Raw genomic sequence first — 20,047 nt, forward strand, 5'->3', positions numbered from 1 at the left:
ACCGAAATCTAAGAAAAGACAATTAACAACATTAAGTACAATAAATCAAGTAACTAGGTTTCATATTGCCCAGAGAAACACGCTATAACTTAAAATGACACTGTCCCTCTTGCACCAAAGACTAACTTGTAATCACTAATTCCAGCAAAAATTTGAGACGCTTTCTTTACTGGTTATTTTTACAGTTCTTAGTGTTAAACTAACGTTCTTCAAGTTTTCTAAGGTTTCTCACATTTGAATATTCAACAAGGCTTCCTGCTAACTCGACAGGCACGAGACATCAAAGGTCAAACTCAAATCGAGCTGTGGCTTTCGACAGAAGCAGGTCCTACTCAGTTAATTATTAATGGTGAGAAGCCAGTATTTTTCATCGCTCAGAAACACTCAGAGCAAGCAAAAACACTCGCACGAGAAAAAAACATATTCGTCGACATCCGCCTTTTGGATCTCAAAACGTTTGAACATACGCCTCTTGCTGCCTGCTATACCAATGTAACCAGAGACGCTCTCGCACTCAAAGACACATTCGCTCAAAAAGATATCACTACGTATGAAAGTGATATTCGCCTCGCCGATCGCTACCTAATGGAGCGTTTTATCAAAGGCAGTATCGAGTTTACAGGCAATGTGACTCGCACCAATGGCTACCAACGCGTCCAGAGCGCAAAATGCCGTGCGGGGCAATATGAGCCGAAGTTAAACGTTGTCTCGTTAGATCTAGAATGCTCTGAGAAAGGCATTCTTTACTCAATCGGATTAGACAGCGTCATGGATTCCCGCGTTATCATGATCGGAGAACCAGAACCTTCGGAGACACCGATACAGTGGGTTAAGGATGAAAAAGCGCTTCTAGAAGCACTCATCGTTTGGTTTAAACAATTCGACCCCGATGTCATTGTCGGTTGGAACGTCATTGATTTTGACTTTCGTCTGCTACACAAACGAGCAGAATGGCACAACATGAAGCTAATGCTTGGTAGAGCAGACCAAGCCAGCTTTTTCAGAAGTTCATCTCAAAGCCAACAAGGGTTTATTTCCATTCCAGGGCGAGTTGTAATGGACGGTATCGATACGTTAAAAACGGCGACTTATCACTTTCGGTCTTGGTCATTAGAGTCTGTATCTCAAGAACTCTTAGGGGAAGGGAAAGAAATCCACAACGTTCATGACCGCATGGATGAGATCAATCGTATGTACCGCTCCGACAAACCATCGCTGGCTAAATATAATTTACAAGACTGCATGTTAGTGAATAAGATTTTCAATCACACTCACCTGCTCGACTTTGCAATAGAGCGCTCTCGTCTCACTGGTGTCGAACTGGATCGTGTCGGCGGTTCGGTTGCAGCATTCACAAACCTATACATGCCTCAGATACACCGAGCAGGCTACGTTGCTCCGAACCTACACCCTGAAAATTGGATTGCCAGCCCCGGCGGTTACGTGATGGACTCCATCCCTAACCTATATGATTCTGTTTTAGTATTGGATTTTAAGAGTCTATATCCATCGATTATTCGCTCTTTCTTGATTGATCCTATGGGTTTAGTTGAGGGGTTATTGCTCGATATTGGAAAAGAAGAAAATCAGGCTGTACCTGGCTTTCGCGGTGGGCAGTTCCATCGTACGAAACACTTTTTACCAGAAATGATTGAAAAGCTTTGGGCAGCACGTGATGTGGCAAAGAAGAACAATGAAAAAGCTTTTTCTCAGGCAATCAAAATCATCATGAACTCCTTTTATGGCGTACTGGGCTCATCGGGATGTCGTTTCTTTGATACTCGGTTAGCTTCTAGTATTACCATGCGCGGACATGAAATCATGAAGCAAACTAAGGTGCTGATTGAGGAGCAAGGATATCAAGTGATTTACGGCGATACGGATTCCACATTCGTGTCGTTGAATCGACCATACAGTCAAGTAGAAGCTGACGCTGTTGGAAATCAACTAGTTGATTACATCAACTCTTGGTGGCAAGAACACCTGCGTTCTGAGTACAACCTAACATCTATGTTGGAAATCGAGTATGAAACCCATTATCGCAGATTCCTTATGCCAACGATTCGTGGCGCAGAAACTGGCTCGAAAAAGCGCTATGCGGGTTTAATCGGTGAAGGAAAGCAAGAACGGATTGTATTTAAAGGGTTAGAAAGTGCCCGTACTGACTGGACCTCGTTAGCACAGAAATTTCAAAATACACTCTATAGCATGATTTTCCATGGTGAAGATCCAAGCGACTATGTCCGAGAGATGGTTGAGAAAACTAACAACGGTGAATTTGATGAACAGTTGGTGTATCAAAAGCGACTGCGAAGAAAACTGCATGAGTATCAGAAGAACGTCCCGCCACAAGTGCGTGCAGCTCGTTTAGCCGATGAGATAAATGCCAAGCTTGGCCGCCCATTACAGTATCAAAACAAAGGGCGAATTGAATACATTATTACCGTGAACGGCCCTGAACCTTATGAGTACCTCAATAGCCCGATTGATTATCAACATTACATTGATAAACAACTCAAACCCGTTGCGGATGCGATTCTCCCTTTCATTGGGACGGACTTTGACAGGCTTTCAGCGCCACAAATGGGGTTGTTTTAGCCGATACGAAACTCTGTTTTCTGGTACTGTTTGACTAACCAATCACCAAACGCATCAATTAGCCCGATAACAGAACGCTTGGGAATACCCCGGCCAGAAAGTAAAATTTCTAGCCGCTCGATCTCAAGCTGCTTTTCAGGATGATAAGTTAAGAATACCTTGCCACATTGTATAGGGTCATCAAACCAACGTTTATCTCGATACATCACCAAAGAGTATGACGCTCTTAGTAACTTTTTTGCAATCACGCGCTGGGCGGCCACCTGCTCTTCTATCGTCTTCGCTTGTACGATTTTTTTGCGATACACCGTAATCCAATCTTCCACATCCATATTCCAGTGCTTAGCAATTTCCCAACTTGGGACGTAATCACCGAAGCAGTCTGCTAGATCATCACCATAAACACAGACACAGCAATGCTTAAGCATAAAGCCCCAAGTAAAAATACTATCTAAATTAGCCACTTCGCTCACTAAGGCTGTACGGACCGATACACCATTAACGTGAGGGTAACTCTGCTGCGCACGCCACTTAATTGTGTTGAGCAAAGTCGCGCGATTGTGCTCAAAGGATGATTGAGTAACGACAACCAAGTCTAAGTTCGACTTCCCAACGATCGCTGTTTTGCGAGCAACACTACCGTATACATAAACGCTGTGTAAGTTTTGCCCCAGTCCACCTTTGAGACAAGCGGTGACTTCCCTAATTAAAGGCGCAAACTCTGGTTGAAATGGTTGTTTAGGATCGATAACAGGCAGAGACATGACTTAAAACGTGTTCTCAGATGGTTCAAGAAGTTGGACTATATGTTCTCTTAGCCGACTCACTGAATCAAGTCCATTCAGGTGTTTAGTCATGGGAGTAACAACAAATTTCTGCAATGAATTTTAATGCTAGGCGGCTAACTTAGCGCTATAATCACCGAGTTTTGCTTAATAAGTATGAATAGGAATATACAATGCCAAAGGCAAGTGAAATCAAAAAAGGCTTCGCAATCGAGTCTAATGGTAAAACTCTTCTAGTTAAAGACATCGAAGTAACGACTCCTGGCGGTCGTGGCGGCGCTAAAATCTACAAAATGCGTTGTACAGATCTAAACACGGGCGCACGTGTAGATGAGCGTTACAAGTCTGATGACGTTGTTGAAACGGTAGAAATGAACAAACGTGCAGTTGTGTACTCATACGCTGACGGAGATGAGCACATCTTCATGGATAACGAAGACTACTCACAATACACATTCAAGCACAATGAAGTTGAAGACGACATGCTGTTCATCAACGAAGATACACAAGGTATCCACATTATCCTTGTTAACGGTGCTGCAGTGGGTATTGAACTACCATCTTCTGTTGAGCTAGTGATTGAAGAAACTGACCCTTCAATCAAAGGTGCTTCTGCATCTGCTCGTACTAAACCAGCACGCTTCGCTTCAGGTCTTGTCATCCAGGTTCCTGAGTACATTGCAACTGGTGACCGTGTTATCATTAACACAGCTGAACGTAAATACATGAGCCGAGCATAAGCATGTCTGATTTGATTTCTTACGACGACGTCATCGACGCAGCGTACGACATTTTCCTTGAGATGGCTCCAGATAACCTAGAGCCTGCTGACGTGATTCTGTTTACTGCGCAATTTGAAGATCGTGGTGCCGCAGAACTTGTTGAAACCGGTGATGACTGGGTTGAACATGTTGGCTTCGAGATCGACAAAGAAGTATATGCAGAGGTTCGTATCGGCCTAGTAAATGAGGAAAATGACGTTCTTGATGACGTATTTGCTCGTATGCTAATCAGCCGAGACCCTGAACATAAGTTCTGCCATATGCTTTGGAAACGCGATTAACGTTTCTTCATCATGAACAAAGATACCAGCCTAGTGCTGGTATTTTTTTATCTGCTGTTTTTGTTTAGCTGAGATATTTGTTTATCCAAAACACCCTGCTCTATATCGGCTTTAGATCCTTTTGTTATGTAACAGATAAGAAAAAGGCTTGCCGAATTGGCAAGCCTTTCTGATGTTTTGCTATCGATTAACGATGCTTGTTGCGTGCGCCTTGGTCACCAGCAGTCTTCTTCGGCTTACGACGAGAAGGGTTGTTGCTGCGACCTTTTGGTGTGTTAACACGCTCTTCATGGCGCTTAACTGCGCGACGAATTTTTTGGCTGCGTGCACGCTCACGTTTGCGTGACGTGTTGTCTTTGTTCAGATCAAGCATGGTTTCTTTCTCTGGACGAAGCTCTACAAGCTCACGCAAGTAGTTTACTTCTTTCAGGTCAAGCTCCATCCAACCGCCACGAGGCAGTTTCTTGTCTAAGAAGATGTCGCCGTAACGAACACGTTTCAGACGGCTAACGGTACACTCTTGCGATTCCCATAGTCGACGAACTTCGCGGTTACGACCTTCGTTTATAACAACGTAAAACGTGTGGTTCATGCCTTCACCACCCGCGTAAACAACATCTTCAAAGCGAGCTAAACCGTCTTCCAGTTCAACACCTTTTACTAGATTACGAACTTTCTGTTCAGTTACTTCACCGAACACACGCACTAGGTATTCACGTTCAACTTGGCGGCTTGGGTGCATTAAGCGGTTCGCCAGTTCACCATCCGTTGTGAAAAGTAGAAGACCAGAAGTGTTCGCATCCAGACGACCAACTGAAATCCAACGAGAGCCACGAATTTTTGGCAGACGATCAAAAACAGTACGACGACCTTCTGGATCGTGACGAGTACACAGTTCACCCTCAGGTTTGTAGTACGCAAGTACACGACAAATCACTTCTTCTTGAATCTTTGCAGAGACAATGTGACCGTCGATACGAACTACGCTGCTCTCGTCTTCAAGTCTTTCACCAAGCTTAGCGACTACACCGTTCACGCTAACGCGACCAGATTTAATTAACGATTCAATCTCACGACGAGAACCGTGACCAGCACGTGCTAATACTTTTTGTAACTTTTCGCTCATTTATCTACCTATGTGTCGTCTTCACAGACGTCTAGACCAGGATTGGTCTGTATTTTGCTATTTACCCATTTCAGTGGGATTTTTCGGTCGGACATTATACGTAACTTTCTTAGTTAATGTAAGCTAAATCGGCGCCATTCTCCACACCAAAATTCACTTCAAAAATGACCGAAATATTTGTCCTATTCTGCAACTTTTTTACTACTTAAAGCAGGCATTGCTCAACGAGAATCCCACTAATATCGGTCTTCCTGAACCACTTTAACCACGCGGTACCTGATAAAATTGTCAGGGTTACAACAATAACCACTTGGGGTGTGTTTACTGTTCGTATTGCTAGAAAGCAACGAAGAATAAGCCGTCCCTGTTTGCTGCTAAGTAATACCAATCACCGCAGACAATGAGCACTCATAGCAAAACAAGGTCATGGGTAACAAGACAAAAATTGTCTTTAAGTCATTAGTTCACATCAAAAATAACACTAATGCTATCGTGTACTCTGACTCACTAGGTTCGCTCTGCACTCTCGGCGATTGGCATAAATCAGACAAAAAGGAATAGAACAATGTCTATGCTAAATCTCGACCTAAATTGGATTTTTGGGACATCTCAAGATGACGATATGACAGGCACAAAAGGCTCTGAAACAACCGATATTTTCTTCGGTTTCTGTGGTGATGATAAGTTTGTAGGATACGGAGGTAATGATATTGTCTTCGGTGGCTGGGGAGACGATACCTTGCTTGGTGGCCGAGGTAACGACTTTGTTTCTGGCGGCTTTGGAAACGATTTCCTATCCGGAGGATTAGGAAACGACAAACTCTTTGGTGGCTGTGGCGACGACACAATTTTTGATTATTCAGGCAACAACTACTTGAGTGGTGGCTGGGGTAACGACACACTCGTTGTTGGTGATGGTGAATCAGTACTGAGCGGTGGCTGTGGAGACGACACCTTCGTGCTTACAAACCGCCTGGCTATTGGTGTACCTGATCAGCCAGTATCTTCCAACGATATTGATGTCAAAGCCGACATTGTCGATTTTAATATTTTCCATGACAAACTTGTCTTTGATATGGGCCGAGACACTGATAACGATGGCATTCGAGATACGTTCTTGGATTCAGCGGATGATCTGACTTTATCTTACAATGAATGTGGCTGGGCAGTATTCTCAAGTGATGAATACAATGTTGAAGTGACACTAAACGGTGTGAGCTCTGCATACATCAACTATGCAGAACAAAATGGTATCGACATTTTCGATTTCGCTTAACCTCAATCAGTTAAGTTCAATGAGATATTCGATATGACAACTAAAATAGGAGGCGCGATGCCTCCTATTTTGTTTGACGGTGGTGTGCGTCTACTATTCGAATGGTGCAGGGTCACCAGATCCCAAACGAACCACAACAGGTTCACCTTCGCTAAAGTCAATTACAGTCGTAGGTTGTTCACCTAGGTAACCGCCATTAAGAATCACATCAACCGCATGTTCTAGTTTATCGCGAATATCCTCTGGATCAGATTCTGTTACGTCACTGCCAGGTAGAATCAACGACGTAGACATCATCGGCTCACCTAATGCTTCCAACAAGTCCAAGGCAATTTGATTGTCTGGAACACGGATACCGATGGTCTTACGTTTTGCATTCATCAAACGACGCGGCACCTCTTTTGTGCCTTTGAAGATGAAGGTGTAAGGACCTGGTGTGTTATTTTTCAGCAGTCGGAATGCAGAGTTATCCACTCGCGCATAGAGAGAAAGCTCCGACAAATCACGACACAGTAAAGTAAAGTTATGCTTATCATCCAGACGACGAATCTGACAGATTCGTTCCAGTGCCTGTTTGTTCTCCAACTGACAGCCAAGTGCGTACCCTGAATCAGTAGGGTAAACCACAACGCCGCCGTTACGAATGATTGCTACTGCTTGATTAATCAAGCGAGCCTGTGGGTTTTCTGGGTGAACGTAAAAAAACTGGCTCATTGTAATTCCTCATTATCGAGCCTCTCGGCTCTATATTTTTATGGGTTCTCGACTTCGTATTACTGAGTATTATTCAACGAAGGATCTATTCCCCAATCTTTCCAAACTGGTTCGACGCCAGCAGGCAACCATAGGTTCCTTCCTAGCTCCATCCACGGTGATGGGTAGTGAAAATCACTGCCTTGAGAGGCTAATAGTTTGTATTGTATAGCATAATCAGCCAAGTTGCGCCTTTCTTGTTGCGCTTGCTGTGGCTGTGCAACTTCCATCGCATCACCACCCGCTTCGACAAACGCTGCTAGAAGACGCTTAATCCACTTCGCTGTCAACTTATATCTACCAGGATGCGCTAATACCGCCATTCCACCAGCCGCATGGATAGCGTCAACCGCATCCTTCATCGAACACCAATTCGGTGGTACATAACCTGGGTTATTACGCGTTAGGTATTTTTTAAACACCATTTGCATGGTTTTTGCGTAACCATTATCTACCAACCATTTCGCGAAATGCGCTCTTGTCACTGGAGCATCACCGGCGATTTGCCTTACCTCTTCAAGCACACCTACTCGAGTTGCTTTTTGTAGTCGCTCTGCAATTAACTCAGATCGTGTTATGCGATGCTGCTTCTGCTGTTCTATGAGGGCAGATAATTGTTCATTTTCCGGATCGATATTCAGGCCGACAATATGAATGTCTTTGTTTTGCCAGACGGTCGATATCTCAATGCCATTGATGATTTTTATCGGCAAATTATTATCTTGAACGTATTGCTTAGCTAACGCCAAACCGTCAACCGTATCGTGATCAGTGATCGCCAAAACCTCGATATCAAAACTCAGCGCCCTTTCCACTAAATCTTTAGGCTCTAACCGACCGTCCGATGCAGTGGTGTGACTATGTAAATCAATTCTCATATTTTTATCGTTTTAATGCCGTTTTGGGGTTGACTTTTTACTCTCGCACTAGTTAACTAGTACACAAATACAAAGTACGTAATTTAAGGTTCACCATGTTACAAGAATTTAACCAAAACCAAAAAGCGAAAGTTGCGGTTTGTCTTAATAAGGCAAATTCATCAGATCTTGCTTGGTGGCGCACTTGGACTAGTTCTTGGTGGGCAAACGTATACTTCTAGTTGATAGAACCAAACGTTGTAAAGCCCGCTACTTAAGCGGGCTTTTTTGTTTTGTTGCTCATTTCACATTCAACTGCCTAAACATTAATCGAATATAGCCAACTCTAGATTGGGAGAACGTTTGCTTTATGCGACTATGTACGGCAGGAAGATTTAAACAGCTACAAGGAGGTCTTGTGAACAAGGCCATTGAAATTAAGAAACTTGGACAGCTTGAAGTGCTAACGGCTTCCGTCCCTTATACTCAAGACCCGACTCGCTTGTTCCACACACTATGTGAGAACAAAACTGACAGCCTATTGCTGGAATCTGCTGAGATCGATTCAAAGCAAAATTTAAAATCCCTGCTGATCGTAGATTCAGCGGTTCGCATTGTTTGCTTCGGCCATACCGTTAGCATGCACGCCTTGACCAATAACGGTAAAAACCTACTGTCTCACCTAAACCAGAACATCCGTGGTGACGTTGAGAGCAAGTTCGATGGCGAAACGCTAACTTTGCAGTTTAACCAGCCATGCGACACGTTAGATGAAGACTCTCGCCTACGTGAAGCCTCTTCTTTCGATGCGCTGCGTTTGGTTCAGCATAGTTTTGATATTTCACAGCAAGACAAACACGCAATTTTCCTTGGTGGTCTGTTTGCCTACGACTTAGTCGCAAACTTTGAGCCGCTTGGTAATGCCGAAGCAACAAATCAGTGTCCAGATTACGTTTTCTACGTCGCGGAAACACTACTTGTTGTCGACCATCAAACGGAATCTTGCCAGCTTCAAGCGACGTTGTTTGTTGATGGTTCAGAGAAAACAGCGTTAGAGACTCGTATTGCAGAAATTAGCGCCCAATGTGCAGCGCCAAAACTGTTGCCGAGTGCAGAGCAAATAACAGATGTAACGGTAGAACCTAGCGTGTCTGATGCAGACTTCTGCCAAACCGTTCGCGACTTAAAAGAGTTCGTAGTGAAAGGCGATGTATTCCAAGTTGTACCGTCTCGTAGATTCACTCTACCTTGTCCTTCTCCACTGGCTGCTTATAAAGAACTGAAACAAAGTAACCCAAGCCCTTACATGTTCTACATGCAAGATGAGCTGTTCACTCTGTTTGGCGCATCACCAGAAAGCGCGCTTAAGTATGAAACCGATACCAACCAAATTGAAATCTACCCAATCGCAGGCACTCGTCGCCGCGGTAAGCGCCCTAACGGCGAGATTGATTTCGACCTAGACAGCCGCATCGAACTTGAACTGCGCACCGACATGAAAGAAAACGCAGAACACATGATGTTGGTTGACTTGGCACGTAACGACGTCGCTCGTATTGCTCAAGCTGGTACTCGCCACGTAGCAGACCTTCTAAAAGTCGACCGCTACAGCCACGTAATGCACTTGGTGTCTCGTGTGGTTGGTCAACTGCGTGAAGACCTAGACGCGCTGCACGCATATCAAGCATGTATGAACATGGGTACGCTCACCGGCGCACCTAAGATTCGTGCCATGCAGTTGATTCGCGATGTAGAAGGCGCACGACGCGGTAGCTACGGCGGCGCTGTTGGCTACCTCACTGGTGAAGGCACACTCGACACCTGTATCGTGATCCGCTCAGCGTACGTTGAGAACGGCATTGCTCAAGTTCAAGCTGGTGCTGGCGTGGTGTTCGACTCTGATCCGCAAGCGGAAGCAGACGAAACGCGCGGCAAAGCACAAGCGGTAATCTCTGCTATCCAAGCAGCGCATAAGTCACAATAAGGAATAGGGTTCAGAGATGGCTAATATCATTTTTATCGATAACTTTGACTCGTTCACCTACAACCTGGTGGATCAGTTCCGCTCGTTAGGTCACTCGGTCAAGATTTACCGAAACAACATCCCAGCAGAAACCATCGAACAAGCGGTAAACGAGCTTGAAAACCCAGTGGTTCTGCTATCGCCAGGCCCTGGTGCTCCTTCAGAAGCAGGCTCAATGCCTGAGCTTATCCAACGCATGAAAGGCAAAGTGCCGATGATCGGCATTTGTCTTGGTCACCAAGCGATTGTTGAAGCGTACGGTGGCACCGTTGCTGGCGCGGGCGAAATCATTCACGGTAAGGTCTCTATGATGGAGCACCAAAACCATGCGATTTACCAAAACCTACCATCACCACTTGCAATTGCACGTTACCATTCGCTGGTTGCGACCAAGGTTCCTGAGAGCCTAACCATCACAGCAGAAGTGGATGACTTGGTAATGTCTGTTGTACATGAAGAAGATAAAGTTTGCGGGTTCCAGTTCCACCCGGAATCTATTATGACGACCTACGGAGCAACACTGTTGGCCAATGCCATTGAATGGGCACTTGAAGAACAGACTTCAGCGACCCCACTCACTGCTTAAAAAGCACTTGGCACATAAGAAATTTAGGAGAGGAAATATGGAAGCAATCATCAACCCTATTATTACCAAACTGTACGAGCAAGAATCGCTTACTCAGGAAGAGAGCCAACAGCTATTCGACATTATTATCCGTGGTGAACTAGATCCAATTTTGATGGCGTCAGCGCTGACTGCACTAAAAATCAAAGGCGAAACGCCAGACGAAATTGCAGGCGCGGCAAAAGCACTGCTGGCAAACGCAAACCCATTCCCTCGTCCAGATTATGATTTCGCGGATATCGTAGGTACTGGCGGCGACGGTCACAACACCATCAACATTTCAACCACTGCGGCGTTTGTTGCTGCAGCATGTGGTCTAAAAGTAGCGAAACACGGTAACCGCAGCGTTTCAAGCAAATCGGGTTCTTCTGACCTTCTTGATTCATTTGGTATCAACCTAGCTATGAGCGCAGAAGATACGCGCAAAGCGGTAGACGATATCGGTGTTGCTTTCCTATTTGCACCTCAATACCACGGTGGTGTGCGCCATGCGATGCCAGTGCGTCAAACCATGAAAACACGCACCATCTTTAACATTCTTGGCCCACTGATTAACCCTGCTCGTCCTAACATCGAATTGATGGGCGTTTACAGTGAAGAACTGGTTCGTCCTATCGCAGAAACCATGCTACAAATGGGTATGAAGCGCGCCGCTGTAGTACACGGCAGTGGTTTGGACGAAGTAGCAATTCACGGTGAAACAACCGTTGCCGAAATCAAAGACGGTAAGATCACAGAATACAAATTAACGCCTGCAGACTTCGGTCTAGAAGCGCACCCACTAGAAGCAATCAAAGGTGGCGATCCTGAAGAAAACAAAGCGATCATTACCAATATTCTGACGGGTAAAGGTACAGACGCACAGTTGGGTGCAGTGGCAGTAAACGTTGCTCTGCTAATGCGTCTATTCGGCCACGAAGATTTAAAAGCCAACACGCAACAAGCGATTGAGGCAATGAATTCAGGCAAGGCGTACCAATTGGTACAACAACTTGCCGCACACGCTTAAGGAATTGAAGAAGATGACTGACTTCAACACTCAGCAAGCTGACAACCTGTCTGAACACGTTTCTAAGAAAGAAGCAGAAATGGCAGAAGTACTGGCGAAAATTGTCCGCGACAAATATCAGTGGGTAGCAGACCGTAAGGTGTCTCAACCGCTAAGCACATTTCAGTCTGATTTGCTGCCATCGGACCGCAGCTTCTACGATGCTCTGAGTGGCGAAAAGACGGCCTTCATCACCGAATGTAAGAAGGCATCTCCTTCTAAAGGTTTGATTCGTGATCACTTCGACTTGGATTACATTGCATCGGTTTACAACAACCATGCTGATGCGATTTCAGTCCTAACAGACGAGAAGTACTTCCAAGGTAACTTTGACTTTCTTCCTCAAGTGCGTGGTCAAGTCAAACAACCGGTTCTGTGCAAAGACTTCATGGTAGATACCTACCAAGTTTACCTAGCGCGTCATTACAGTGCTGATGCTGTCTTGCTAATGCTGTCTGTCCTCAATGACGAAGAGTACAAAGCGCTAGAGGAAGCAGCGCACAGCCTGAACATGGGTATCTTGACCGAAGTCAGCAACGAAGAAGAGCTTCATCGTGCAGTTAAGCTAGGCGCACGCGTTATCGGCATTAATAACCGTAACCTTCGCGACCTAAGTACTGATTTGAATCGTACTAAAGAACTGGCACCGACCATTCGCGAACTGGCTCCTAACGCAACAGTAATCTCAGAATCTGGCATTTATACACATCAACAAGTTCGTGATTTAGCGGAATACGCAGACGGCTTCTTGATCGGTAGTTCACTGATGGCGGAAGACAACCTAGAACTTGCTGTACGTAAAGTGACGTTAGGCGAAAACAAAGTGTGTGGCTTAACGCATCCAGATGACGCAGCAAAAGCGTATCAATCTGGCGCAGTATTTGGTGGCCTGATTTTTGTCGAGAAGTCGAAGCGTGCGGTTGACCTTGAAGGTGCTCGCTTAACCATGAGCGGTGCTCCACTGAACTACGTGGGCGTTTTCCAAAATCACGATATCGATTTTGTTGCTTCTGTCGTCACCTCTTTGGGTTTAAAAGCGGTGCAACTGCACGGTCAAGAAGACCAAGCTTACGTAAACCAACTCAAAGCCGAACTGCCAGCAACGGTAGAAATTTGGAAAGCTTACGGCGTGACTGATGCCAAGCCAGAACTGCTAGCAGACAACATTGATCGCCATTTATTAGATGCGCAAGTTGGCACTCAAACTGGCGGAACCGGTCAAGTGTTCGACTGGTCACTGATCGGCGACCCAAGTCAAATTATGCTAGCGGGCGGACTGTCGCCAGAAAATGCTCAACAAGCAGCGACACTAGGTTGCTTGGGATTAGATTTAAACTCTGGTGTAGAAAGCGCACCAGGCAAAAAAGATTCACAGAAGTTGCTCGCGGCATTCACTGCTATTCGCAACTACTAAAGCTGGATATCAGCTAAAAAATTTAAAGCTATTCGTAGCGAAAAATACGAGAAGGAATATAACGATGGCAAAACTGAATGCCTACTTTGGCGAATACGGCGGTCAGTACGTTCCGCAAATTCTAGTTCCAGCACTGGAGCAACTAGAGCAAGCGTTTATCGACGCGCAAGAAGATCCAGAATTCCGCAGCGAATTCATGACGCTTCTTCAAGAGTATGCGGGCCGCCCAACGGCTTTAACTCTAACTCGTAACCTAACCAAAGGTACGAAAACCAAACTGTACCTAAAACGTGAAGACCTACTTCACGGTGGCGCGCACAAGACCAACCAAGTGTTAGGTCAAGCGCTACTTGCAAAACGCATGGGTAAAAACGAAATCATCGCAGAAACAGGCGCAGGCCAACACGGTGTAGCAACTGCACTAGCGTGTGCGCTGCTTGGCCTTAAGTGTCGCGTTTACATGGGTGCAAAAGACGTTGAGCGTCAAAGCCCGAACGTATTCCGTATGAAGCTAATGGGCGCAGAAGTTATTCCTGTCCACTCGGGTTCAGCAACGCTTAAAGACGCATGTAACGAAGCGCTACGCGACTGGTCTGCAACTTATGAAGACGCGCACTACCTACTAGGTACAGCGGCAGGTCCTCACCCATTCCCAACGATCGTGCGTGACTTCCAACGCATGATCGGTGAAGAAACGAAGAATCAGATTTTGGCACGTGAAGGTCGTCTTCCTGATGCGGTTATCGCATGTGTGGGCGGTGGCTCAAACGCGATTGGTATGTTTGCTGACTTCATCGAAGAAGAAAGTGTTCGCCTAATTGGTGTTGAGCCAGCAGGTAAAGGTATCGATACTGACCAGCACGGTGCACCACTTAAGCATGGTAAAACAGGCATCTTCTTCGGTATGAAAGCGCCATTGATGCAAGATCCAAACGGTCAAGTAGAAGAGTCTTACTCGGTATCTGCTGGCCTTGATTTCCCTTCAGTTGGCCCACAACACGCACACCTAAACGCAATTGGCCGTGCTGAATACGACAACGTGACAGACGATGAAGCACTAGAAGCATTCCAAGAGATTGCACGCCATGAAGGCATCATCCCTGCTCTTGAATCTTCTCACGCCGTGGCACACGCACTACGTATGGCACGTGAGAATCCAGAAAAAGAGCAATTGTTGGTTGTTAACCTATCAGGTCGTGGTGATAAAGATATCTTCACTGTACATGCCATCCTAGAAGAAAAAGGAGCAATCTAATGAGCCGTTATGAGAAGATGTTTGCGCGCCTAAACGAAAAGAGCCAAGGCGCATTTGTACCGTTCGTAACGGTTTGCGATCCAAACGCAGAGCAATCTTACAAAATCATGGAAACACTGGTTGAGTCTGGCGCAGATGCCCTTGAACTTGGTATTCCATTCTCAGATCCACTAGCCGATGGCCCAACCATCCAAGGCGCTAACATTCGCGCGTTAGAGTCAGGTGCAACACCAGATATCTGCTTTGAGCAAATTGGTAAGATCCGAGCTAAGTACCCAGAGCTACCTATTGGCCTTCTGATGTACGCGAACCTTGTTTACTCTCGTGGTATCGAAAACTTCTATGAGCGTTGTGCAAAAGCAGGCATCGATTCTGTTTTGATTGCAGACGTACCAACTAATGAAAGTACTGAGTTCGTTGCGGCTGCAGAGAAGTTTGGTATTCACCCAATCTTCATCGCACCACCAACGGCAAGTGATGAAACACTGAAGCAAGTATCAGAGTTAGGTGGCGGCTACACTTACCTACTCTCTCGTGCAGGTGTTACTGGCGCAGAAACCAAAGCAAACATGCCTGTAGGTCATATGCTCGATAGACTGAACCAATTTGATGCGCCACCAGCGCTACTTGGTTTTGGCATCTCAGAGCCTGCACAGGTGAAACAAGCACTAGAATCTGGCGCCGCTGGTGCAATTTCTGGTTCAGCCGTGGTCAAAATCATTGAAGCGAACGTTGATCAGCCACAAATTATGCTCGACAAGCTAGGTGAATTCGTTTCTGCAATGAAAGCTGCCACTCAAAAATAATTTCAGTTTGATATGACATAACAACGCCCGCTTAACATTATGTTTAGTGGGCGTTTTCTTACTATCGCGTTTATACCACGTCATTTTTTGTTCAACGCCCGCACTTTCCAAATCTATCTCAAGCAGAGCACTCAAAGAGTGTTAAGCTTGGGTAACTTAACTAACTCAATAAAGCAATGTGCAGTAAGGTTGCTACATGGAAGAAGTCAAAACACTGCTAGCCAAATGTCCTATACTATCAGGGCTGCCAGATAAAGGGCTTAGTGAAGCAGCGCAAATGACTAAGGTTCGCTGCTTCGACGAAAAAGCACTGATTTGCAATAAAGGTGCGCTTCAATCTTCTCTTATGGTCATAGCTCAAGGTGCAGTGAGAGTGAACTCAATTAGTTCAAAAGGCAAAGAAGTCACACTGATGATTTTCGAAGCTGGTGGCTGGTTTGGAGACAATGTTTTTTCTCCCGGCATGCCTCGTATTTTTGGTGCGACCGCGCATTCGGACGTGACTGTAATGGAGCTTCCTGGAGATAAATTTCGCCAATTACTCGCCAAATACCCTCAAAGTTACCCCACTATACTCGACTTACTTAGCCGCCGCTTGTGGTCTGCTATTTCTGTTATCGAAGATGACGCGATTAGAGGAATTGAAGAACGAGTCGCCAAAAGGTTGCTGCTACTTGCTGAATACCAACTTAATCAAGCGATCGATACTCGACCATGCGTTGTCAGGGTAACAAGAGAACATATCGCTAACATGATGGGGCTAACTCGTCAGAGCGTACACAAGATACTAAAACGATTAGAAAGTATTGGGATGCTAGAGCTAAACTATGGCTCAGTAACCATTACCAATCCGAAACGCTTAGAAGAATACTTTAAAGAACTCGAGCAATAGATCCATTCAACAAACGGTAAGTATTGTCTAACGATAGCTAAAAACCTTATGCATCTAATTGGTCAAGAGCACAACACCATTTGCACTTAGGCAAGTGGCGCTGTGACACAAAAACCATTGAATTGACTAAGCTATATTCAATTCAGATTTCAACTCACGTTTCAAAATCTTTCCTGTCGCACTCATCGGGAGGTGTTCACGAATTTCGACATAACGAGGATATTTAAACGAGGCTAATTGCTCTTTACCCCACTTTTGTAATGAATCGGCGTCAATGTATTCTTTTGGTTTAAGTACAACGTAGGCTTTTATCTCTTCGCCATACTCTTCATTTGGAATCCCTATCACCGCGACCATTGAAACGGCAGGATGAGTCATGAAAACTTCTTCAATTTCTCTGGGATAAACATTAAATCCACCTCGAATGATCAGATCTTTCATTCTATCGACAATAAATAAATTACCTGAACTGTCAAAGCGGCCCACATCACCAGTATGGAACCAACCATTTTGTAGCGCAGATTCAGTAACTTCTGGGCGGTCAAGATATCCCTTCATAACATTATGACCACGCACAACAATCTCACCTTCTTCGCCTATCGGTAGTGCATTGCCTTCAATGTCGATAACTCTTACTTCGACGCCTTGAACCGGTTGACCTACCGAGCCTGGTATTCGCTCCTGATCTAAATGATTAAAACATGCAATAGGACTTGTCTCCGACAACCCGTATCCTTCTAAGATCGGCACATTAAATGTTTCTTCAAAGGTTCGAAAGATTTCGGTTGGTAATGGCGCACCACCGCTTACTGCAACACGCAATGACGAGGTATCAAATTGATGCTGCACATGAAGCAGACCGATGTACATCGTTGGCACACCAGCAAATATCGTCACCCTATGTTTTTCCACCAGCTCAAGAACATGTTTAGGCTCAAACCTAGGCACTAACACCAATGTTGCCCCGCCCAAAACACTAGCATTTAAGTGGACGGTTTGACCAAATGTATGAAATAAAGGCAAAGTTACTAAGTGAATATCATCGGCCTGGCTGCCCATAATGTTTTGTGCCACCAGAGCGTTCATTATGATGTTCTGCTGAGTCAGTTCAGCGCCTTTTGGTAAGCCTGTCGTCCCTGATGTATACAAAATCACACATGTATCATCCGCATTACGCGGTATATAATCCGGCAACGGTTGGACATCGGCTATAAACGCATTGAGAGTTATTACACCATTCCAATAGCTTTCATCTTGAGATTGAGTCAATACGACTATGCCTTCGCATGTATCGACTTGTTCAAAGGCTTTGACACCCTCTTTTGCCATTGGCAGTTCTTTCGTCCCTTCAAAGCAGAAATAAAACTTCGCTTTTGAATCTTCTAAGTGATACTTAATTTCTCGCGCTTTCAAAAGCACATTTAATGGGACTGCAACCGCGCCAGCTTTTTGTATTGCATAATAAACAAACGCGAAAAAAGGAATGTTTGGGCATGAAATCGCAACGCGGTCACCTGGCTTTACGCCTTTATTGATTAAAGACGCTGCGATCTTGCCGGCGATCGCATCAAACTGCGCATAATTTATCTTTTCAGTGCCACATATCAACGCCGTTTTATCTGGTTTACTCGCAGCATTTCTTTGTAACGCAGCAGCAAGATTCATCATAGTCTCTTCACCTCTTACTTGTCTTTCTCGTCTAATCAGCTCAGGAGCATTAACTAAGCAAGTTATCTCTAACACTGGATCGTCAGCATTTGAGTCTCACCAGTCATTACAATTTAACATTATGTTTACAACGCAATTAGAGCCAAGAATGTAAAGCAATTAACATTTCAGAAGGCAAATTAATAAAAGTGTGAGCTTGAAAGAGATGAATTGTTATAAATATCAACCCAAGTCACTAAAAACTCTGACTGCAATAGCAAATACAAAAGCGGTTAAAATTAACAAAAAGAAAACAAATAAAGAAAAATAAACTTGAACAATCCTAAGCGCGACCCTTATAAGAAAAATCAATAGCAAACGTTTGCTATTGAACAAAACTTTATCGTTCGTCAATAAAATATCGATTAATCCATCAATAATACCTTGCTGCATATTGCCAATTGTAAACGATAAGTGTAAAAAGCAAGGCGAGATAATTATCCGTAAATCCATTTATGGTTAGTGGGTAATTTTAGGATTTTACATTTTATTAGCACAGAGGTTATGGAAGTGTTAAAAGAAAAGAGTTTGCTAAACAACATTGGCGTACAAGTCGTAATCGCCATGATCGTGGGCACAGCCGTTGGTGCCATGATGGGTCATGATGCGACAGTGTTCGCTCCTTTAGGTGCTATCTTTATCAACTTAATCAAAATGTTGGTTATTCCTTTGGTCGCTGTAGCCTTGATTTCTGGCGCCGCTGGTCTTGGGAACAGCCAGTCAGCAGGTAAAGTTGGCATCGTCACTCTAGGTTATTTTGGTTTAACATCCGCCCTAGCCGTTGCGCTTGCACTATTTATGGGTGAAGTATTCCAACCAGGCATGGGTATCGACGTCTCTGGCGTTGAAGGCATGTTCTCAGCAGAATACGCTTCAAAAGGTGAACTACCTACTTTCTGGGCAACCATCACTGGTATGATCCCAACCAACGTTTTCCAATCACTAAATGAAGCAAACATCCTACAGATCCTCGTTTTCTGTATGTTCTTTGGTATTGCGATTTCTAAGCAAGCAAAAGAGCGTCGTGAACCAATCATCAATGGTGTTAACTGCATCGTTGACGCAATGGTTTGGATGATCAACAAAGTAATGATCATTGCACCTATCGGTGTATTTGGTCTGATGGCAGAAGCCGTCGGTACGTTTGGTTTTGGTGCGCTAATGGTGGTGTTTAAACTGTTCGTTGTTTACGTTGCCGCCATCCTAATCTTCGGTTTCGTTGTTTACCCAGCAATGGTGCATGTTTTCACGAAGACATCTGCGAAGAAATTCCTGTCTTCAATGAAGAAACCGCAAGCAGTTGCGCTTTCAACAGCGTCTTCTATGGCAACACTGCCTGTCACAATGGACACCTGTGAAAAAGAGCTTGGCGTAAAAAATTCAACTGCATCATTTGTTCTGCCTCTAGGCGCAACGATCAACATGTCAGGTAATGCGATTTACTATGGCTTGGTTGCTATCTTCTTTGCTCAACTGTTCAATATCGATCTAGGCATGGGCGCTTACATTGCAATTATCGTAACGTCTACATTGGGTGCTGTTGGTCAAGCGGGTGTTCCTGGCCCTTCTTTCCTAGTGGTTGCCGTGCTTCTTGCCGCTGGCATTCCAATTGAAGGTCTACCGCTGCTATTCGCTCTTGACCGTATTTTCGATATGATTCGTACAGCACTGAACATCACAGGTGATGCTGCATGTGCAGTTATCGTTGATGCGCTAATTGAAGAAGAAACGGCAGAAGCTGAGCTAAAAAAGCAAGAAGCCTAACCCTTTCTTGAATAGACCAAAAACCGCTCATAATGAGCGGTTTTTTTGTCTTTTC

Annotated in this window: 18 protein-coding genes and 1 other annotated feature; of the genes, 13 read left to right on the plus strand and 5 right to left on the minus strand. The window is 44.8% G+C overall.

Annotation, left to right across the window (positions count from 1 at the left end; genetic code table 11):
* Nucleotides 1-234: 234 nt before the first annotated feature.
* Complete coding sequence (locus R7F67_RS14830) at nt 235-2,598, plus strand: DNA polymerase II (RefSeq protein WP_054577041.1); 2,364 nt, start codon at nt 235-237, stop codon at nt 2,596-2,598.
* Here the strand turns inward: R7F67_RS14830 and R7F67_RS14835 are convergent.
* Nucleotides 2,595-3,362 (minus strand): elongation factor P, encoded by a 768-nt coding sequence (locus R7F67_RS14835; protein ID WP_017635724.1) that lies wholly within the window; start codon nt 3,360-3,362, stop codon nt 2,595-2,597. The two genes, R7F67_RS14830 and R7F67_RS14835, sit on opposite strands and share 4 nt — an antisense overlap.
* A 194-nt stretch (nt 3,363-3,556) precedes the next feature.
* Between R7F67_RS14835 and yeiP the strand changes: the two genes are divergently transcribed.
* Both yeiP and R7F67_RS14845 read left to right on the plus strand, forming a co-directional pair.
* Nucleotides 3,557-4,123 (plus strand): elongation factor P-like protein YeiP, encoded by a 567-nt coding sequence (yeiP, locus tag R7F67_RS14840; protein ID WP_005376801.1) that lies wholly within the window; start codon nt 3,557-3,559, stop codon nt 4,121-4,123.
* A gap of 2 nt (nt 4,124-4,125) precedes the next feature.
* Nucleotides 4,126-4,446 (plus strand): HI1450 family dsDNA-mimic protein, encoded by a 321-nt coding sequence (locus tag R7F67_RS14845; RefSeq protein WP_005376800.1) that lies wholly within the window; start codon nt 4,126-4,128, stop codon nt 4,444-4,446.
* Nucleotides 4,447-4,633: 187 nt separating this feature from the next.
* Here R7F67_RS14845 and rluB read toward each other — a convergent pair whose 3' ends face one another.
* Nucleotides 4,634-5,572: a 23S rRNA pseudouridine(2605) synthase RluB gene (gene rluB, locus R7F67_RS14850; protein ID WP_005376798.1), complete on the minus strand. Its 939-nt coding sequence runs from the start codon at nt 5,570-5,572 to the stop codon at nt 4,634-4,636.
* A 565-nt stretch (nt 5,573-6,137) separates the two neighbouring features.
* Between rluB and R7F67_RS14855 the strand changes: the two genes are divergently transcribed.
* Nucleotides 6,138-6,848 carry a calcium-binding protein gene (locus R7F67_RS14855; protein WP_005376796.1) on the plus strand — a complete coding sequence of 237 codons (711 nt, stop codon included), beginning with the start codon at nt 6,138-6,140 and terminating at the stop codon, nt 6,846-6,848.
* Between the two features lie 93 nt (nt 6,849-6,941).
* Here R7F67_RS14855 and R7F67_RS14860 read toward each other — a convergent pair whose 3' ends face one another.
* Both R7F67_RS14860 and rnm read right to left on the minus strand, forming a co-directional pair.
* Entirely contained in the window at nt 6,942-7,562 is a 621-nt protein-coding gene (locus R7F67_RS14860) for an L-threonylcarbamoyladenylate synthase (RefSeq protein WP_005376791.1), read from the minus strand.
* A gap of 59 nt (nt 7,563-7,621) precedes the next feature.
* Nucleotides 7,622-8,479, minus strand: a complete 858-nt coding sequence (gene rnm / locus R7F67_RS14865) for an RNase RNM (protein WP_005386777.1) — start codon at nt 8,477-8,479, stop codon at nt 7,622-7,624.
* A gap of 95 nt (nt 8,480-8,574) precedes the next feature.
* Between rnm and R7F67_RS14870 the strand changes: the two genes are divergently transcribed.
* The 8 genes from R7F67_RS14870 to R7F67_RS14905 all read left to right on the plus strand — a co-directional run bounded on the left by R7F67_RS14870 (nt 8,575) and on the right by R7F67_RS14905 (nt 16,521).
* Nucleotides 8,575-8,700 carry a trp operon leader peptide gene (locus R7F67_RS14870; protein WP_005376787.1) on the plus strand — a complete coding sequence of 42 codons (126 nt, stop codon included), beginning with the start codon at nt 8,575-8,577 and terminating at the stop codon, nt 8,698-8,700.
* Nucleotides 8,647-8,750: a sequence feature (Trp leader region), on the plus strand. Its footprint overlaps the gene before it by 54 nt.
* Before the next feature lie 126 nt (nt 8,751-8,876).
* A complete protein-coding gene (locus tag R7F67_RS14875) occupies nt 8,877-10,442 on the plus strand; it encodes an anthranilate synthase component 1 (RefSeq protein ID WP_033905669.1) in 1,566 nt (521 codons plus the stop codon).
* A gap of 16 nt (nt 10,443-10,458) precedes the next feature.
* Complete coding sequence (locus tag R7F67_RS14880) at nt 10,459-11,067, plus strand: aminodeoxychorismate/anthranilate synthase component II (protein ID WP_054577042.1); 609 nt, start codon at nt 10,459-10,461, stop codon at nt 11,065-11,067.
* A 37-nt stretch (nt 11,068-11,104) separates the two neighbouring features.
* Entirely contained in the window at nt 11,105-12,115 is a 1,011-nt protein-coding gene (gene trpD, locus R7F67_RS14885) for an anthranilate phosphoribosyltransferase (protein ID WP_017635721.1), read from the plus strand.
* A gap of 13 nt (nt 12,116-12,128) precedes the next feature.
* The gene (trpCF, locus tag R7F67_RS14890; RefSeq protein WP_054577043.1) at nt 12,129-13,568 is read left to right on the plus strand and encodes a bifunctional indole-3-glycerol-phosphate synthase TrpC/phosphoribosylanthranilate isomerase TrpF; all 1,440 of its coding nucleotides are present in this window, start codon (nt 12,129-12,131) and stop codon (nt 13,566-13,568) included.
* 64 nt (nt 13,569-13,632) lie between these two features.
* Entirely contained in the window at nt 13,633-14,823 is a 1,191-nt protein-coding gene (trpB, locus tag R7F67_RS14895; RefSeq protein WP_005376781.1) for a tryptophan synthase subunit beta, read from the plus strand.
* Nucleotides 14,823-15,629 carry a tryptophan synthase subunit alpha gene (gene trpA / locus R7F67_RS14900; protein ID WP_054577044.1) on the plus strand — a complete coding sequence of 269 codons (807 nt, stop codon included), beginning with the start codon at nt 14,823-14,825 and terminating at the stop codon, nt 15,627-15,629. Before trpB ends, trpA begins: the two co-directional genes overlap by 1 nt.
* A 196-nt stretch (nt 15,630-15,825) precedes the next feature.
* Nucleotides 15,826-16,521: a Crp/Fnr family transcriptional regulator gene (locus R7F67_RS14905; RefSeq protein WP_054577045.1), complete on the plus strand. Its 696-nt coding sequence runs from the start codon at nt 15,826-15,828 to the stop codon at nt 16,519-16,521.
* Between the two features lie 126 nt (nt 16,522-16,647).
* On the opposite strand, the gene R7F67_RS14910 is transcribed toward R7F67_RS14905, so the two are convergent.
* Nucleotides 16,648-18,189: a long-chain-fatty-acid--CoA ligase gene (locus R7F67_RS14910; RefSeq protein WP_054577046.1), complete on the minus strand. Its 1,542-nt coding sequence runs from the start codon at nt 18,187-18,189 to the stop codon at nt 16,648-16,650.
* A gap of 543 nt (nt 18,190-18,732) precedes the next feature.
* Here R7F67_RS14910 and R7F67_RS14915 point away from each other — a divergent pair.
* A complete protein-coding gene (locus R7F67_RS14915; protein WP_005376774.1) occupies nt 18,733-19,992 on the plus strand; it encodes a dicarboxylate/amino acid:cation symporter in 1,260 nt (419 codons plus the stop codon).
* The last annotated feature ends 55 nt before the right edge of the window (nt 19,993-20,047 follow it).

It is taken from the genome of Vibrio sp. YT-17 (assembly GCF_033337375.1).
GTDB classification, from domain to species: domain Bacteria; phylum Pseudomonadota; class Gammaproteobacteria; order Enterobacterales; family Vibrionaceae; genus Vibrio; species Vibrio alginolyticus.

Excerpts from the sequence above, each read along its gene's own strand:
- trpCF (WP_054577043.1), top strand. The coding sequence starts at position 12,129 with ATGACTGACTTCAACACTCAGCAAGCTGACAACCTGTCTGAACACGTT.
- R7F67_RS14835 (WP_017635724.1), bottom strand. The coding sequence starts at position 3,362 with ATGTCTCTGCCTGTTATCGATCCTAAACAACCATTTCAACCAGAGTTT.
- yeiP (WP_005376801.1), top strand. The coding sequence starts at position 3,557 with ATGCCAAAGGCAAGTGAAATCAAAAAAGGCTTCGCAATCGAGTCTAAT.
- R7F67_RS14880 (WP_054577042.1), top strand. The coding sequence starts at position 10,459 with ATGGCTAATATCATTTTTATCGATAACTTTGACTCGTTCACCTACAAC.
- R7F67_RS14915 (WP_005376774.1), top strand. The coding sequence starts at position 18,733 with ATGGAAGTGTTAAAAGAAAAGAGTTTGCTAAACAACATTGGCGTACAA.
- trpD (WP_017635721.1), top strand. The coding sequence starts at position 11,105 with ATGGAAGCAATCATCAACCCTATTATTACCAAACTGTACGAGCAAGAA.
- rnm (WP_005386777.1), bottom strand. The coding sequence starts at position 8,479 with ATGAGAATTGATTTACATAGTCACACCACTGCATCGGACGGTCGGTTA.
- trpA (WP_054577044.1), top strand. The coding sequence starts at position 14,823 with ATGAGCCGTTATGAGAAGATGTTTGCGCGCCTAAACGAAAAGAGCCAA.
- R7F67_RS14860 (WP_005376791.1), bottom strand. The coding sequence starts at position 7,562 with ATGAGCCAGTTTTTTTACGTTCACCCAGAAAACCCACAGGCTCGCTTG.
- R7F67_RS14855 (WP_005376796.1), top strand. The coding sequence starts at position 6,138 with ATGTCTATGCTAAATCTCGACCTAAATTGGATTTTTGGGACATCTCAA.
- R7F67_RS14870 (WP_005376787.1), top strand. The coding sequence starts at position 8,575 with ATGTTACAAGAATTTAACCAAAACCAAAAAGCGAAAGTTGCGGTTTGT.
- R7F67_RS14845 (WP_005376800.1), top strand. The coding sequence starts at position 4,126 with ATGTCTGATTTGATTTCTTACGACGACGTCATCGACGCAGCGTACGAC.
- rluB (WP_005376798.1), bottom strand. The coding sequence starts at position 5,572 with ATGAGCGAAAAGTTACAAAAAGTATTAGCACGTGCTGGTCACGGTTCT.
- R7F67_RS14910 (WP_054577046.1), bottom strand. The coding sequence starts at position 18,189 with ATGATGAATCTTGCTGCTGCGTTACAAAGAAATGCTGCGAGTAAACCA.
- trpB (WP_005376781.1), top strand. The coding sequence starts at position 13,633 with ATGGCAAAACTGAATGCCTACTTTGGCGAATACGGCGGTCAGTACGTT.
- R7F67_RS14905 (WP_054577045.1), top strand. The coding sequence starts at position 15,826 with ATGGAAGAAGTCAAAACACTGCTAGCCAAATGTCCTATACTATCAGGG.